Source organism: Bdellovibrio sp. HCB-110 (genome assembly GCF_047323225.1).
Lineage (GTDB): Bacteria > Bdellovibrionota > Bdellovibrionia > Bdellovibrionales > Bdellovibrionaceae > Bdellovibrio.
On the sequence record NZ_CP178750.1, the window covers coordinates 1733453 to 1748438 of the forward strand.

Annotated in this window: 16 protein-coding genes; 10 read left to right on the forward strand and 6 right to left on the reverse strand. The window is 44.6% G+C overall.

Translation table 11 applies throughout. The annotated features are described in order from the left end of the window. Positions 1-16: 16 nt before the first annotated feature. Positions 17-769 carry a tyrosine-protein phosphatase gene (locus ACL934_RS08305; protein WP_374079813.1) on the forward strand — a complete coding sequence of 251 codons (753 nt, stop codon included), beginning with the start codon at positions 17-19 and terminating at the stop codon, positions 767-769. Positions 770-833: 64 nt separating this feature from the next. Next, positions 834-1823, forward strand: a complete 990-nt coding sequence (locus ACL934_RS08310) for an HD-GYP domain-containing protein (protein ID WP_374079814.1) — start codon at positions 834-836, stop codon at positions 1821-1823. Positions 1824-1826: 3 nt separating this feature from the next. On the opposite strand, the gene ACL934_RS08315 is transcribed toward ACL934_RS08310, so the two are convergent. Beyond that, positions 1827-2345: a hypothetical protein gene (locus ACL934_RS08315; protein ID WP_374079816.1), complete on the reverse strand. Its 519-nt coding sequence runs from the start codon at positions 2343-2345 to the stop codon at positions 1827-1829. Between the two features lie 96 nt (positions 2346-2441). On the opposite strand from ACL934_RS08315, the gene ACL934_RS08320 reads away from it, so the two are divergent. After that, positions 2442-4772 (forward strand): fatty acid cis/trans isomerase, encoded by a 2331-nt coding sequence (locus tag ACL934_RS08320; RefSeq protein WP_413613311.1) that lies wholly within the window; start codon positions 2442-2444, stop codon positions 4770-4772. On the opposite strand, the gene ACL934_RS08325 is transcribed toward ACL934_RS08320, so the two are convergent. Beyond that, positions 4764-5357 (reverse strand): histidine phosphatase family protein, encoded by a 594-nt coding sequence (locus ACL934_RS08325; RefSeq protein WP_374079824.1) that lies wholly within the window; start codon positions 5355-5357, stop codon positions 4764-4766. The genes ACL934_RS08320 and ACL934_RS08325 overlap by 9 nt on opposite strands. A 54-nt stretch (positions 5358-5411) precedes the next feature. Between ACL934_RS08325 and ACL934_RS08330 the strand changes: the two genes are divergently transcribed. Together ACL934_RS08330 and ACL934_RS08335 are read left to right on the forward strand one after the other, a co-directional pair. Next, complete coding sequence (locus tag ACL934_RS08330) at positions 5412-6137, forward strand: EI24 domain-containing protein (RefSeq protein WP_374079826.1); 726 nt, start codon at positions 5412-5414, stop codon at positions 6135-6137. A 108-nt stretch (positions 6138-6245) separates the two neighbouring features. Beyond that, on the forward strand, positions 6246-6623 hold the full coding sequence (locus tag ACL934_RS08335; RefSeq protein WP_374079829.1) for a Fur family transcriptional regulator: 378 nt from the start codon (positions 6246-6248) through the stop codon (positions 6621-6623). Here the strand turns inward: ACL934_RS08335 and ACL934_RS08340 are convergent. Then, positions 6617-8140, reverse strand: coding sequence for a PAS domain-containing protein (locus ACL934_RS08340; protein ID WP_374079830.1), 1524 nt, complete (start codon positions 8138-8140; stop codon positions 6617-6619). The genes ACL934_RS08335 and ACL934_RS08340 overlap by 7 nt on opposite strands. 117 nt (positions 8141-8257) lie before the next feature. Here ACL934_RS08340 and ACL934_RS08345 point away from each other — a divergent pair, with 117 nt between their 5' ends. From ACL934_RS08345 to ACL934_RS08365, 5 genes are all read left to right on the forward strand, one after another. Next, positions 8258-9259, forward strand: coding sequence for a PstS family phosphate ABC transporter substrate-binding protein (locus ACL934_RS08345; protein ID WP_374079832.1), 1002 nt, complete (start codon positions 8258-8260; stop codon positions 9257-9259). Positions 9260-9331: 72 nt separating this feature from the next. Next, the gene (gene pstC / locus ACL934_RS08350; protein ID WP_374079834.1) at positions 9332-10207 is read left to right on the forward strand and encodes a phosphate ABC transporter permease subunit PstC; all 876 of its coding nucleotides are present in this window, start codon (positions 9332-9334) and stop codon (positions 10205-10207) included. Next, the gene (pstA, locus tag ACL934_RS08355) at positions 10207-11166 is read left to right on the forward strand and encodes a phosphate ABC transporter permease PstA (protein WP_374079837.1); all 960 of its coding nucleotides are present in this window, start codon (positions 10207-10209) and stop codon (positions 11164-11166) included. The genes pstC and pstA overlap by 1 nt, the downstream gene beginning before the upstream one ends. A gap of 5 nt (positions 11167-11171) precedes the next feature. Beyond that, positions 11172-11939 (forward strand): phosphate ABC transporter ATP-binding protein PstB, encoded by a 768-nt coding sequence (gene pstB, locus ACL934_RS08360; protein ID WP_374079839.1) that lies wholly within the window; start codon positions 11172-11174, stop codon positions 11937-11939. Between the two features lie 106 nt (positions 11940-12045). After that, entirely contained in the window at positions 12046-13008 is a 963-nt protein-coding gene (locus ACL934_RS08365; protein WP_374079842.1) for a Fic family protein, read from the forward strand. On the opposite strand, the gene ACL934_RS08370 is transcribed toward ACL934_RS08365, so the two are convergent. The 3 genes from ACL934_RS08370 to ACL934_RS08380 all read right to left on the reverse strand — a co-directional run bounded on the left by ACL934_RS08370 (position 13005) and on the right by ACL934_RS08380 (position 14973). Beyond that, positions 13005-13481 (reverse strand): hypothetical protein, encoded by a 477-nt coding sequence (locus ACL934_RS08370; RefSeq protein WP_374079844.1) that lies wholly within the window; start codon positions 13479-13481, stop codon positions 13005-13007. The genes ACL934_RS08365 and ACL934_RS08370 overlap by 4 nt on opposite strands. Before the next feature lie 105 nt (positions 13482-13586). After that, entirely contained in the window at positions 13587-14531 is a 945-nt protein-coding gene (locus tag ACL934_RS08375) for a hypothetical protein (RefSeq protein WP_374079846.1), read from the reverse strand. 61 nt (positions 14532-14592) lie between these two features. Further along, positions 14593-14973 (reverse strand): hypothetical protein, encoded by a 381-nt coding sequence (locus tag ACL934_RS08380; RefSeq protein ID WP_374079849.1) that lies wholly within the window; start codon positions 14971-14973, stop codon positions 14593-14595. Positions 14974-14986 lie beyond the last annotated feature (13 nt).

A 14986-nucleotide genomic window follows, 5' to 3' on the forward strand; every position in this document is an offset into this window, starting at 1 on the left:
TAACTTCAAAGGAGACATGATGAAACTTGAGGGCGGCATTAATTTTCGAGATCTAGGTGGATACCTCACGTCTGACGGCCGTCGAGTTAAAAAAGGTCATTTCTTTCGTTCGGGTTCGTTGTCAGGTTTGACGACAAAAGACTGCGAACATCTTCAATCTCTTTCAGTAAAGCACATCATCGATTATCGCGATCTTCATGAGTCGGACAGTGACAAAGATATTTTATGGCAGGGTGTGCATTATGAATGCTGTCCCGCGAATCCGGAGAGCCATGCAACGACAGCGGGCAGTGGAGATTTCTTTACTTCCGAACGACTTGAGTCTTTGCCTTCTGATTTTATGGAAACCTTGTATCAAAGACTGCCTTTCGCAAATCCGGCTTATCAGCGTCTTTTTCAAAAAGTTGAAGGGCTGCACGAAGGCTCTTTAGTGCAACACTGTGCTGTGGGAAAAGATCGCACAGGTGTTGGCTCAGCCCTTTTGCTTTTGTCTTTAGGAGTTCCGAAACACACGGTGGTTCAGGATTACCTTTTAACGGAAGAAACTTTAAAGCCATTTCGAGTGAAAATTCTTAATCAAATTGAGCATCGCTTGAGCCCCGAAGCACTGAAGAGATTTCACTACATGATGTCGGCGAGCGAACAATTTCTTTCGGCGGCCTTCGGGGAAATTGAACAGCGCTATGGAAGTATGGAAGCCTATTTCGCGAATGAATTCTCGCTTTCTACGGATAAACGCAAGCTTTTACAAACAAGGTTCTTAGAGTAGAAAAAGAGTGTCTCACATTGAGATAACGCCTCCAGGTTTACTGGGCGCTGCCGATAAGTGAGACATGGACACGAAGTTCACTCCGGACGATTACGTTGCAGTTTCCAGGGACGAATTTATTGCGGGCACACAGGTGCCGGTGGATATCTTCCTTAAACTTTCCGAAACAAATTATGTGATGATTTTAAAAGAGGGCGCCAAAGTCCACTTTGATCAAATGCATTTCCCGGAAAAAGCAGAGTGGCTCTACGTTCGTCGCTCCGACTATCACAAGTGCGTTGGGCAAACTTTGACCGTGGCTGGAATTATCATCGACAGCGATAAAATCAGTGAAGAAAAAAAGACGGTCTTTCTTTCTAAAGCCGCCGATTCCATTTTTAAAGAGATCGAACATTTAGGTTTTGATCATCAAGCCTTAGAACATTCAAAAATCGTCAGTAAATCCATTCAAACTCTGGTTGAAAACAAACCTGATATCGCGGCCGTCATCACGATGATGTCCAATCTGAATGATGAACTTATCCGTCATGCGATGATGGTTTCTGCTATTTCTGTGATTATCGCTAAATCCATGAAGTGGACGCTGGCGCAAAATTTAGAGAAATTAGCCTTGGGAGCTTTACTTCACGACGTGGGAATGAAAGAGCTTCCCGATGAAATCATCACGATGCCAAGGCACGCAATGTCTCGTGATCAAGCCGCTATCTACGAGTCCCACGTTCATCGGGGCGTGGATATTCTAAGAAGCATGCCTTCGATCTCGGACGACATTATCTCCATTGTTTTAGAGCATCACGAGAATGCTCCAGGGCAGGGATATCCTCGTCGTATCCGCGATATTAAAATGAATCCGTTTGCGAGAGTGGTGGCTTTGGCCGATAGCTTTTCAGAAATTGTGATGGAGTCGCCGAACAACCCTCATCCGAAAACAGCGCCGGCGGCGTTGCAGTTTATTGAGATCACTTTGGGGCAGCCGTTTCACAAACCGGCCTTCTTGGCTTTGAAGCAAGCCCTGCAAGGGCCTGCTCCAATCTCTGTCAAAAAAATCGTGTAGGACTTAGTGACGAACCAGCTCGGGAGCTGTTTCGTTAGCAAGGTCGTTTAAGCAATCCACAAAGAATTTGCAGATGATGAACAAGTGAACTTGCTCATTGGCTTCAAGTGCCGGCTCAAGTTCCGGTGACATGAACAACTCTTCGATAATGTAGTTCAAAATTTCCGGTTGTCCTTCGTTCATTGATTTTTCCTGAAGGTCCGCGATGATGTCATCGTTGATCTGCAAGTACTTCTCAAATTCAGCTTCATTTTTTTCGAAGCGCTCAATCACTTCTTCTTCGTTCATTTTGCGAAGATTCGTGTATTGCTCTTCAAAAGATCTGTTCAAGATCAGCGCCATCATAAAACCCAGATCCTGAGCGCCTTCGCTCATATCTTCGATGAATTCCATAAAGAAGCCTGCAAGATCCGGTTGCACCTCAAAAAGATGTTGAGAGGCTTTTTCGAGATCACTTTCTTCAGTGATGCTGCAGATTTTATCAATCGAATTTTGCACAGTTTGAAAAGGAATTTTTTCCATGCGGGGCCTCTTTTTTATCTTTTTAAACGTTACTTTGTCTTTCCCATAATCAAGAAAGAGTTTTATATTTGCAGAATACACGGGGAGTGCAGGGATATGCAATTTATTAAGGCGACGATGCTTTGTTTTATTTCAGTTCTGATGATGAGCGTCTCAAATGCAGAAGAACCTGCTCTGGATTTCTACTCTCATAAAGTACAACCGATTTTTGACAATCGCTGTCTTGCTTGCCATAGCTGCTTTAATGCCCCCTGCCAGCTTAATTTGCAGAATTATGAGGCCTTTCAAAGGGGTGCAAGCAAACTCAATATCTACGATGGCACTCGTACAAAAAGTGTAGAACCCTCACGAATTTGGATCGATGCCCACGGTGCTGCGGCCTGGAGAAAAAAGGGCTTTTACGACGTGAATTCATCGACCCAGCCCGAAACAAATCTTTTCTTGAGCTTTCTGAATTTAAGAATCGCGCAGCCAGTGAAGACGATTGAAAAACAAGTCGCGGACACGCAGGTGTGTGCTGCGACGATGCAAGATTATGAACTCATAGCCAAGAATTCTCCGCAACTTGGAATGCCCTATGGGCTGCCCCCACTCAGTGCTTCAGAGATGGCGACTTTGGAAACTTGGATCAAAAAAGGCGCGCCAGGTCCTTCCGAAGCAGTTCAAAAAGAATTGGCAAAAAATCCTGTTGAAATACAAAAACAGGTCGAAGATTGGGAAAAGTTTTTGAACGAAAAGAGCCTCACGCAACGACTGGTCAGTCGTTATTTGTACGAGCATCTCTTCTTAGCCCATATTTATTTTCCTGAAAAAAAGAACGAGTTCTTCCGTTTGGTGCGCTCTAAAACTCCTTGCTCAGAGGGGATTCAAGAAATTGCCACACGCCGTCCGAATGATGATCCGGGCGTAAAACGTTTTTCATACTGCCTAAGAAAATTTCCGGGCTCTGTGGTGATGAAAACCCATATTCCCTATGAGTGGAGTCCCGCGAAACTTTCCCGCTACAAAAAGATTTTTTGGGAAAAGGAGTGGGAGGCGAAGTCGCTTCCAAGTTATGAACCCGGAGTTGCAGAAAATCCGTTCATTGCCTTTAACCAAATTCCCGTAAAAGCCCGTTATCAGTTTTTACTCGATGATGCTCAATACCAGGTCAGCACTTTTATCAAAGGCCCGGTCTGCAACGGCAGCATGGCAGTGAATTCGATTCAAGAGCAGTTCTACGTCTTTTTCTTAACTCCAGAATCTGACAATATGCTTCGCTCGAAAGAATACGAAGATCAGGCGCAAAGTCTTTTGATGATGCCAGGGGTGTGGGGGAGTGATGTTGAAATTAAGGAAACGCCTTTATTCTTAAAACAACTTGTCGATCACCGTGAAAAGTATCGCGGCTTGCGCACGGAGTGGCTGAAGAAACTAAAACCGGAGGGCTATGTTCTGAACGACATCTGGGATGGTGATAAGGAAAATCCTAACGCGGTTTTAACAGTGTTTCGTCATGACGATAATGCCGTTGTTTTAAAGGGCGCCGTCGGAGATTTGTCGAAAACAGTGTTCGTCCTAGATTATCCGCTTTTGGAACGTCTCGTTTACAACTTGGTTGTTAACTTCGACGTCTTCGGAAATGTCAGTCATCAACTTTTGACTCGTGTTTATATGGATATGATTCGTATGGAAGCTGAAGAGTTGTTCCTGATGTTCCTTCCTCCCGAACAGCGCCTTGAGTATCGCAGAAAGTGGTATCAGGGTCTTTTAGCTCAAGCAAAAATGACCTATGTTTTTCCAACTGTTGGATCTGCGGAGCCAACGGGAGTGCGTTTTACGGAAGACAAGACGACGAAGAAGCAAATGGTTGAAAAAATCTTATTCTATCGTCTTTCGGAAAAAGTGAGGGGCTCTTTAGACACTGTGAATTGGAAAAATTTAGAAACTCCGGACAGCATGAAGAAACTTTGGAAGGTTCACGGAGTTGAAAAGCAGCTTAGAAAAATTTCGTCTGTGAAGGCTGAAGATGAAACTCCTTTTGCCCGATATTTTCCAGATCTTGCTTATTTAAAAATGCAGACGAAAAAAGGGGATATCCGCGTGTTCTCGATCATTCACAATAAAGAGCACGAAAACATTTCGTGGATTTTGGGTGAATCCCTGCGCATGTCTCCGAAAGAAGATTCCTTATCCATTCAAGAAGGATATTGGGGATCTTATCCCAATATGATTTTTGATGTGAAAGAAAAGGACCTGGCGACTTTTGCAATGGCAGTAAAAAATATCAAGTCAGAGAAAGACTATCAGGCTTTAGTGACGACGTTTGGTGTGCGTCGCACGCAAGATTCGTTTTGGAATCACTATGACGAAATCACGGCCCACTTCCGCCGCACAGATCCGGTTCAGTTTGGTTTCTTGGATTTAACTCGTTACGAATTAAAATAAGAACGTAAAATCTTGAGACTCCTCATCCCACTGCACTTTGTAAACGACGCAGTTGGGAGTGGGGAGTATTTCAGTCAAATCGGGACGAAGTGTGTGCAGGAATCGTCTCATCACAAATCCATGCGTGGAAAGACCGGCACTGAGAAAGTCATGCTCCATGCAAAACTTTTTTAGAGTCGACGCAAAACGGTCTATGGCCTCGCGGGCACTTTCTGCTTGCGGAAAACGAAAGTCGATATTTCGCGGATCAATTGAAGTCCATTTTAACCAAGCGTCCATACCAAATTGGGAGTGGACTTCTTCTTGAGTCATGCCTTCAAGAACCCCCAGGGAAACTTCACGAAACTCGGGAGATAAGACAACGGGACGAGCGAGCTGCGTGTTCGCAATACGAGCCGTTTCTTGAGCGCGAAGTAAATCACTGCAGAAAATAACATCAACAGGATTTTCCTGAAAGTAAGACTGCAAGGTGAGGGCTTGTTTGCGTCCCTCTTCATTCAGAGGAATGTCAGTGTGTCCTTGCATGCGGCGATTGTTATTCCAGTCCGTTTGGCCATGTCGGAAAATGTGTATGATTCTTGGCATAGTGTCCCTATTGAAGCACTTGCCAGAGCTAACGGAAAGCGAAAAGATCTAAATATGAATGCCATTTTAAAAGCTTTTCAGCAGGCCTTTGAATCTCTTCTGCGTCTTAAGATGTTTTTATTTATTTTGCTGCCACCGTTTGTTTCGGTCACGGGGCTCTTTCTTCTCTTCGTGTTTTTTTGGGAAGCCTGGACGGCGGGCCTCACGTCGTTTTTTGGAGGCATGACGGTCTTTCAATGGCTGCAAACTCTCACGGGACTTGAACAGTTTTCCGCTTGGACTGCGGTTATTTTTTTAATTTTGATATTTATTCCAATGGCGTACTTAGGAGCCGTTCTTTTGACGTCTTTTTTTATCATGCCTTTGGTGTTAGCTCGTATTGCCAATGCGGATTTTAAACATCTTGAGAAAAAACGGGGAGGATCTTTCGTTGGCAGTTTGTGGAATACGCTGGCTGCGACCGTGGTTTTCGTTTTTTTATTTTTTATCACTCTGCCGATGTGGTTGATCCCTGGATGCCAGATTATTGTTCCTCTGCTTTTAACGGCCTGGATTAATAAAAAAATCTTCCTCTATGATGTGCTTCAAGATTTCGCGAGTTTAGAAGAGCGCAAAGGTATCGAGAGGGAAGAGTCAGGTCGTTTATATGGCATGGGGCTTTTATTAGGACTCCTCTCATATATTCCTCTGGCGATCTTCTTTGTTCCGGTTTTATCAGCTCTTTCATATACTTATTACGGGCTTAATGCCTTGGTAGAGCGCCGTAGAAGCGAAACCTAGTGGATTTTTAGGGGCGATTGGTGTATCTATTGACTCATGACCAAGTGCGGCCACGAGCGAAAAAACATCGATATTGATTCTCTAAACGAGAGAGTGCGCAAAGCCGGGATGAAGTTAACATCCCAGCGCAGTCAATTGCTAAAGATTTTGCTCAATCATCCGGAGCCGATTTCTGCCGACGAGATTTTCAAAAAATTTGATAACAAGTCTGACGGAATGGACTTGGTCACAATCTATCGTATCTTGAAAAAATTTGAAGAGGCAGACCTGGTATCGCGCCTGGAATTTGGCGACGGTGTGGCGCGCTTTGAATTGGCGCTAGAGTCAGGTCATCACCATCACCACGTGATTTGCCGCCTTTGCCAACGAGTTGAGCCTTTGCATATCTGCGATTTAGATCAACACATCAAAATGGTAGAGACCATGGGTTACAAACAGGTCTCTCATCGTCTCGATTTCTTCGGCGTCTGTTCACGCTGTCAGTAATTCAGAGCCTCGTCGTTCTGCCACTTTGGTAAATGAATCACAAAAGTCGTGTTCGGTGCGTCTCTCTTTAAGGTCAAAGCTCCTTTATGCGCACGCATGATTCCCGCGGAAATACTTAAGCCCAATCCTGTGCCTTTTCCAACTTCCTTCGTCGTAAAGAAGGGGAGCATGATCTGGTCGGCAACGTCAGAGGCAATGCCGGGACCAGCGTCTGTCACCGTGATCTCGACCGCATCGACAAGTTCCTTGACGCTAATACGAATCCACTTGTGCTCAAGGTGTTGAACGGCATCAAAAGAATTATTCAATAAATTGAGTAAGACTTGTTCGATTTGAATCAAACGACATTCCACTTCCAACTCGGTATCAATGGGACCGACTTCGATCTCCATTCCATGGTTGTAAAAGCGCGTGAGACAAAACTCCAACGTTTCCTCGATGATTTGTTTTAGCGAAACAACTTCGAAGGGATCGTAAGTCCCCTCACGGGCAAAGGAGCGCAGGGATTTAATAATGCGCGCAATTTTCTCTGCCGTGCGACTGATGCTTTCGGCGGCTTGTTTTACTTTCGCAGGGTCCAATTTATCAAGCTCTACCATTTGTGAAAGTTGAAAGGCGCGAGCTTGAATCACAGTCAGTGGATTATTAATCTCATGGGCAATCCCGCCAGACATTTCACCAAGAGCGGCCATTTTTGTCGAAGAGATCAATTTGGCTTTGGCTTCTGCGATCTGTTGCTCTGTGAGAATTTCTTCCGTCGAATCCCAGGCCACACCGTACATGCGAGGTGTGGCTGCTTGAAACATAAATTTTCCATAGCAGCGGATGTGATGCACTTCCTGATTGTCGTAAGTCACTCGGTAGGTGACATAGAAGTCCTGCTGTTTTTCGGCAGCTTCTTGAACCTTGAGGTTTACGATTTCCATATCTTCCCGCGCGGATCGTTTCCAGATCTCGTCAAGAGGAGAAAGATTTTCTGGGATGCCGTGGATTTCATACATGCGACGATCCCAAAGCAATTGATTTTTTTCAATGTCCCATTCCCACGTACCCATCTTGGCAGCGGATAAAGAAAGATTCAATTTCTCGATGGTTTTCCTTTGAGTTTCTTCGATTTGCTTGCGGTCATTGACGTCGGTGGCAACTCCAAGTACAGCGGTCACCTCACCCTGGGCATTGCGGGAAAAAACCGTCACGCGGTCATTATGCCAATGATAATTTCCCTGTGTGTCTTTAAAGCGATACTCGACCGAAATGACCTCGCCATCTTTCAGATTTCTGGATCTGGCAACGGCCTCTTGAAGTGTGGCAAGATCGTCGGGATGCATTGTTCGCGCGTAGTACTCTGGGCCCATTTGGCGGATCTCTTCCAGAGTGTAGCCATAGAGCTCCTGACCTCGTTTATTGAGCCAGACAAGGTTTTGTTCGGTCAGGTCGAAGATATAAATGCTATCGGAAATGGCATTATTGATCTTCTCGAGGATCACGGATTGGTCTTGGAGTTGTTTTTTATCCATAATTCTGTTTAGTTTACACAAATCTTGGCTGACGCGAAACGGCTAAATCATAATAAAACCCTAACAATACAAGGCCCGTATATTGGTGCTAGATCTTTTAGGCATACAGGAGAGTCTATGTTTAAGAATATTATTCTGTCTTTGTCTTTCGTTATGGGTGCTTCTGCGGCTCACGCTCAAGTTCCGGTTATCAAAATTGACGGTTCAAGCACAGTGTTTCCTATTACGGAAGCGATGGCTGAAGAGTTCCAAACGGCGCAAAAAGGAAAAGTTCGCGTGACTGTAGGTATCTCGGGAACGGGTGGCGGATTTAAAAAGTTCTGCCGTGGCGAAACGGACATCCAAGATGCTTCTCGTCCTATTCAAACTTCTGAAATGGAAGCGTGCCGCGCAGCCGGTGTGAAATTCCTAGAAATCCCAGTGGCTTATGATGCAACTGCGGTTGTTGTGAATCCTAAAAACACATGGTTGAAATCAATCTCTGTTGCTGAACTTAAAAAAATGTGGGAACCAGGTGCTCAAGGTAAAATCACCAAATGGAGCGACGTCAACCCGGCTTGGCCTAAAGAGAACTTGAAACTTTACGGCGCGGGTTCTGACTCTGGAACATTTGATTACTTCACTGAAGCTATTGTAGGTAAATCAAAATCTTCTCGTGGCGATTACACGGCAAGTGAAGATGACAACACTCTGGTAACGGGTGTTTCTAACGATCAGTATGCATTGGGTTACGTTCCATTGGCTTACTACGAAGAAAACAAAGGCAAACTTAAAGTGGTAGCTATTGTTGGTGGCGACAAAGCTCCTGCGAAAAATACAGCAGTTCTTCCTTCTCGTGAAACTGTTGAAAAGGGAACATACTTCCCATTGTCTCGTCCGATCTTCATCTACGTTAGTGAAGCTTCTATGAAGAAAACGGAAGTGAAAGACTTCGTAAACTTCTACTTGAGCAATTCAGCGAAAATCGTTCCTCAAGTAAAATACGTAGCTCTTCCAGCAAAAGCTTACGAAACAGGCAAAGAACACGTTAAAAAAGGCAAGTTGGGAACTGTTTTCGGAGGTCACTCTGAAGTAGGTCTTAAAATTGATGACTTGATGAAACGTGAAGGTTCGTTGTAGTTTAATCCTGTGAGTAAAAGCCAACTCAAAAAACTATCTGAGTTTACATCCGCCGACCATCCAGTTCGGCGGATGCGTCGTTTAAGAGAACGCGCGATTGAAACCGTGCTTTTCTTGGCGGCAGCATCGTCTGTCCTTGTGACTGCCGGAATTGTTGGCATTTTGGTGGTTGAAAGTCTTCCGTTCTTTGAACATGTGACACTCAAACAATTCTTAACGGATACGCAATGGACGCCTCTTTTTGAAAATGCCCATTACGGTATTTTGCCTCTTCTATGCGGGACATTCTTATCAACGATTATCGCTTTGACTGTGGCTATTCCACTGGGAACCGTGGCGGCAGCTTTTTTAAGTGAATACATCCGTCCTTCCTTGCGTGAAGTTTTAAAACCTCTTCTTGAACTTTTGGCGGCGGTTCCAACGGTTGTTTACGGCTATTTTGCTTTGTTATTTGTGACACCGCTTTTGCAAAAACTAATTCCTTCTTTGGGAGGATTTAACGTTCTCAGTGCCGGTATTGTGATCGGTGTGATGATTGTTCCTTATGTGAGCAGTCTCAGTGAAGATGCGATGCGCTCGGTTCCGGGGCATTTGCGCGAAGCCTCTTTCGCGGTCGGTGCGTCTCGCATGCAGACGGCTTTTCGAGTTGTGATCCCAGCGGCCTTCTCGGGAATTTCTTCAGCTTATATTCTGGGTATTTCACGCGCTTTAGGTGAAACCATGGTTGTGGCGATTGCCGCTGGTATGCAACCGAATTTGACTTTAAATCCGACAGAGCCTGCGGCGACGATCACGGCCTTTATCGTGCAAGTCAGTTTAGGTGATTTGCCCCATGGCTCCATTGGCTATCAGTCCATTTATGTAGCGGGTTTAAGTCTTCTTCTTCTTACTTTGTGTTTTAATATCGTGGGCCTTTGGCTTCGTAAGAAATTTCAGGAGAAAGAGTGATGGAATTGTCACAATCTCAGCAGATTTCAAAAGAAAGAGTGCTCGATACGAAAGAAGATATTTTAGCAAATATCAAACGTCGTCAGATGTGGGACTTTGTCTTTGCGATTTTAGGTTTGATGTCGTTGCTTTTTGCTTTGGTGACATTGCTGACGTTGATCGTAGATCTTGCTCTCACTGGTGTTCCTCGTATCAATTTTGAATTTTTCACGAACTTTCCGTCGCGCTTTGCTGAAAAGGCGGGGATCTTGTCGGCCTGGGTGGGATCTTTCTGTATCATGTTGACCACGGCATTTTGTGCCATTCCTTTGGGAGTGGCTGCCGGTGTTTATTTGGAAGAGTACTCTAAGAAAAATTGGGTTTCTCAACTCATTGAACTGAATATCATCAATTTGGCAGGTATTCCCTCCATCACCTATGGATTGATGGCTTTGGGTCTTTTTGTTTACAAATTGAAATTGGGACAAAGTATTTTAACGGCAGGATTGACACTGGGACTTCTGGTGTTGCCGATCATCATTGTTACAACTCGTGAAGCCATTCGCTCTATCCCTAACACCATTCGTGAGGCGAGTTACGCCATGGGTGCAAGTAAATGGCAAACCATCCGCTATCATATTTTGCCATACTCTTCCGGTGGTATCTTAACGGGTGTCATTATCTCCTTGTCTCGCGCGATCGGGGAGACAGCTCCACTGATCACGATCGGTGCATTAACATTTATCGCATTTCTTCCAACGCCTCCGGTAGAGGGGCATTTTCCGTTTGTTAATTTTAAATGGCTCATGGATCCGTTTACCGTGATGCCGATTCAGATGTTTAACTGGTTGTCGCGTCCTCAGCCTGAGTTTCACGTAAATGCGGCGGCAACCGGGGTCATTCTTTTAGTGATGACTCTGATTATGAACGGAGGCGCGATTTACTTGCGTCTTCGCTTCCGTAAAAAGATGAAATGGTAATGACTATGGAACTACAGCTCCGTGCCGAAGTTAAAAATTTGCTTTTCTCTTACGGGGATAAAAAAGTCCTTAACGGCGTGACTTTGCCTGTTTATGAAAATCGCGTGACAGCTTTGATCGGGCCGTCAGGTTGCGGAAAAACCACGCTGCTTCGTTGTTTTAACCGTATGCATGACCTTTATCCGAATGCGAACTACCAAGGTGAAATCCTTCTTCACCCGGATCGTCGTAATATTTTGGGTAGAGAGATCGATCCCATGGAAGTGCGCATGCGCATCGGAATGGTTTTCCAAAAACCAAATCCGTTTCCTAAAAGTATTTACGACAACGTTGCTTACGGTCTTAAAGTTCGTGGCGTTAAAAAGAAAAGCTTCATTGAAGAAAGAGTCGAGCGCTCTCTTCAGCAAGCCGGTTTGTGGAATGAAGTAAAGGATCGTTTGGCTTCGTCAGCGACAGCTTTGTCGGGCGGGCAGCAGCAGCGTCTTTGCATTGCTCGTGCTCTTGCAACTGAGCCAGAGATCTTGCTTCTTGATGAGCCAACATCAGCTCTGGATCCTATTTCCACTCGTCACATCGAGGAATTGATTCAGGAGCTTCGTAAGGACGTCACAATTGCCATTGTGACTCACAGTCTGCATCAGGCCGCCCGTGTTTCTGATTTCACAGCGTTTATGTACTTGGGAGATTTGATTGAGTTTGGTGCGAGCGACCAGATCTTTACAAACCCCAAAGATCCTCGCACCGAGAACTATATCACAGGTCGTTTCGGCTAAAAGGTACGGACTTACTTTTGGTGGCGCAGGTGCGTAAGGTAAGTCTCTGTAATGACTCGGCTTTGAGGTTCTTGTTTTTGATAGTATCAAATGATACTATCAGATAATGGAAAAACCTCCATTTCAAATCACTCCGAATATCTTAAATTTGACCTCTTCCATTCAGGAAATAGTTGGAGAATTGAAGGGCTATTCGTTAACCAAGCCCTCCGTAAAACTTCGAAAAGAAAATAAAATACGAACTATTCACCATAGCTTGGCAATTGAAGGTAACAGTCTTTCAGAAGAACAGATTACGGCCATTTTGGAAAACAAACGAGTACTTGGCTCGAAAACCCAGATCCTTGAAGTAAAGAACGCTTTGGTTCTTTATGATGATCTTGGATTCTATAGTCCCACGAATGAAAAAGATCTATTAAAGGCTCATAAAGTTCTTATGAATGGACTCGTGGACAAGCCGGGAAAATATCGTTCCAGGCAAGTAGGAGTCTTTAATGGAGCGAAGGTGGCCCATATGGCACCTTCTGCAAAGCTGGTTCCTTCTTTGATGAAAAATCTTTTTGATTTTATAAAGAAAGATAAAGAAACTCCGTGGCTTTTGAAAGCTTGTATTTTTCACTATGAACTCGAATTTATTCATCCGTTCGAAGATGGCAATGGTCGTATGGGGCGGCTATGGCAGCAATTGTTGCTGATGAAACATTCTCCGATTTTTGAGTATCTTTCGGCAGAAAGTTTAATTCATAAGCGGCAGAAAGAGTATTATCGAGTGCTTGAACAGTGTGATGCCAAAGGGGACTCCACTCTTTTTATCGAATTCTCCCTTGAGAATATCCTTCATAGTCTCACCGATTTTCAGAAAGATTTTCGCCCAATGAAAGCAACGAGCGACGAACGTATCCAGTATGCGCTACGCCACTTTGGCAAAGGGGCCTTTTCGCGCAAGGACTACATGGAACTTCACAAAGGCTTGTCCTCGGCCACAGCAAGTCGGGATCTTGCACAGGCGGTAAGCCAAGGTTTTTTACGGAAAAGTGGTGATAAAGCTCTCGCCGTGTATACCGCTTAGGCCGGATTCAAAAATCCAACAATCTTTTTGTCGATGAAATCCGGCTCCATTTTGCTTGAGCATTTTTTGCAAGGCACTTCCGGAGCTGCGAATTTTTCTTTTTCGCCATTTTGTGCGTATTCGAATTCCGTTCCGCGTCGGAAGAGCATATTTGCTTCAGCACCGCAGTCGCAGATGTAAGGAGCAAAGAAGGATTGCACGCGAGCGCTCTTCGGCAAGAAACCATGAACCATCGTGATTTGATTGATGATGACAAAAGGGCATTTCGTTAATTCGATTTTGCAACCGGTAGGAACTTTGTTGGTCCAAAGAATCCAGTTTTTAACTCCGATAGAGTTAATGAATGTGACCTTCTCCATGTCGACGACAACTTCTGTCGCATTTTTGATGTTGTAGTCGTAGATACCCGTTTTTTCGCTGATCGGGCCTTCTAAGAAAAATTCAAAGCGTGTTCCTGTGGTTTTGACCTGCATTCGCAACTCCTTCTCACTATCCTAGGAGTTTTTATTAAAGCTGCCAAATTACTTTATTAAGACTCTACCAAAAGCTGATTCGCCGGATTTTTTTTGAGGAACACTCTAAAGTAGAAACCGTAAAGAGACTTTACCGTAAAAAGCGTTACCGATCTCGACAGGGTTGTCCGGGTTGGTTGTGTAATTCTCATCAACGAAGAAGGCGCGATCAAAGGCATGCCCCATTTCAAGCTCTGCAAAAACGGATTTGGAGAGAGGAGATTTAACTCCCAAGAAGACTTTCTTTTCGTCATAAAACAAACGATCGTTTCTGTTTTGACGGCCGTATAAGTAATAGGTGACTTGGGAGAAGTCGACTCCAGTATAAATTCGAGCATACTCGTTGAGTTTGTAATTTACGGAAGCTTTAAAGATCCACGGAACGAGAGTGAATACTTCCATGCCCCATTTCTCTGCGTAGTCCCAGTTTAATGAGACAAAGGGCACGCCGAAAACTCCACGGAAAGTTTTTGAAGGTGCGTAGAAGTAAGCAAAACCAGGAAGTGGGATCTCATTTAAAATCGGGCGATTGTTGGAATAGTCTAGGAGCAAGAGCCAGCGACTGGTCTCGTCACTCGGATAAGAGTAAAAAGCCGTGACCCCTAGGGTTGTGACTGTGGAATCTTCAAAGGGCTTATCACTCGCAGAGCCATAACGAGCAGAAACGGACCAAAGGCGTTTGTCATCCAAAGCCTTCGTGTAACCTAAACCCACTTGTAAATCGTAAAGCTCTGACAAGTTACCTTGTCCAGGTTTCACGGCAAGTTGGGTTCCACTGAGAGACAGGGAAACAGCCTCAGTCTCTGTTTTATAAACAGGAGCGACAAAGTTCATCGTTTGATAGGAAGTTGAAGCTCGTTCTTGGGGAAAATCTGATTTATCGTAAAAAAGCCCGGAGTAACTCAGCATCACTTTTTGCTGGCTAGGAGGAGTGAGTCCTGCTGCTAACTCAAAGGCATAAGTGGGAAGTGAGAAAAACAGAGTCGCAAAAAATATTTGAGAGACTTTCATCCCTAAATGATAGGAGGCTTTTGTGAATCTACACAAGTCGTATTATCTTTAGTGGTCCGATCTATTTTCTATCCATGCGAACTACGCGAGCGCAACTTTGACAGATCTCTGAAATAGGCCATTGCAGCTCTGCGGGTTTCACGTGAACTTCAGTCTGGCAATGGGGGCAGCGAGTTTCTCCACCCAATACACGGCCTTCACTTTTATAACTTCGCTGCGCAAAAAAGAGTCCCAGAAGGAAAAAAAGAGGAACCGTCACGAAGTGAAAAACGGGAATAAGAACCGAGACCAGGGCTATCCCCCAGAAAAGGCCTAGCTTCTTTAAAGCCTGAGTTATTCTTTCTGGCGGAGAGAAATGTTTTATATAAACAAAACCTTCGCTGCGACGTTCGTCGCTGACGTTGGCAAGTATTAGAACTTTTTCTCCTTGAACCGCTTCCATAAAAAACTCCCTC

Bases quoted from the DNA above. Each gene is read 5' to 3' on its own strand.
- ACL934_RS08305 (WP_374079813.1), top strand. From the start codon at position 17: ATGATGAAACTTGAGGGCGGCATTAATTTTCGAGATCTAGGTGGATAC.
- ACL934_RS08310 (WP_374079814.1), top strand. From the start codon at position 834: ATGGACACGAAGTTCACTCCGGACGATTACGTTGCAGTTTCCAGGGAC.
- ACL934_RS08315 (WP_374079816.1), bottom strand. From the start codon at position 2,345: ATGGAAAAAATTCCTTTTCAAACTGTGCAAAATTCGATTGATAAAATC.
- ACL934_RS08320 (WP_413613311.1), top strand. From the start codon at position 2,442: ATGCAATTTATTAAGGCGACGATGCTTTGTTTTATTTCAGTTCTGATG.
- ACL934_RS08325 (WP_374079824.1), bottom strand. From the start codon at position 5,357: ATGCCAAGAATCATACACATTTTCCGACATGGCCAAACGGACTGGAAT.
- ACL934_RS08330 (WP_374079826.1), top strand. From the start codon at position 5,412: ATGAATGCCATTTTAAAAGCTTTTCAGCAGGCCTTTGAATCTCTTCTG.
- ACL934_RS08335 (WP_374079829.1), top strand. From the start codon at position 6,246: ATGAAGTTAACATCCCAGCGCAGTCAATTGCTAAAGATTTTGCTCAAT.
- ACL934_RS08340 (WP_374079830.1), bottom strand. From the start codon at position 8,140: ATGGATAAAAAACAACTCCAAGACCAATCCGTGATCCTCGAGAAGATC.
- ACL934_RS08345 (WP_374079832.1), top strand. From the start codon at position 8,258: ATGTTTAAGAATATTATTCTGTCTTTGTCTTTCGTTATGGGTGCTTCT.
- pstC (WP_374079834.1), top strand. From the start codon at position 9,332: ATGCGTCGTTTAAGAGAACGCGCGATTGAAACCGTGCTTTTCTTGGCG.
- pstA (WP_374079837.1), top strand. From the start codon at position 10,207: ATGGAATTGTCACAATCTCAGCAGATTTCAAAAGAAAGAGTGCTCGAT.
- pstB (WP_374079839.1), top strand. From the start codon at position 11,172: ATGGAACTACAGCTCCGTGCCGAAGTTAAAAATTTGCTTTTCTCTTAC.
- ACL934_RS08365 (WP_374079842.1), top strand. From the start codon at position 12,046: ATGGAAAAACCTCCATTTCAAATCACTCCGAATATCTTAAATTTGACC.
- ACL934_RS08370 (WP_374079844.1), bottom strand. From the start codon at position 13,481: ATGCAGGTCAAAACCACAGGAACACGCTTTGAATTTTTCTTAGAAGGC.
- ACL934_RS08375 (WP_374079846.1), bottom strand. From the start codon at position 14,531: ATGAAAGTCTCTCAAATATTTTTTGCGACTCTGTTTTTCTCACTTCCC.
- ACL934_RS08380 (WP_374079849.1), bottom strand. From the start codon at position 14,973: ATGGAAGCGGTTCAAGGAGAAAAAGTTCTAATACTTGCCAACGTCAGC.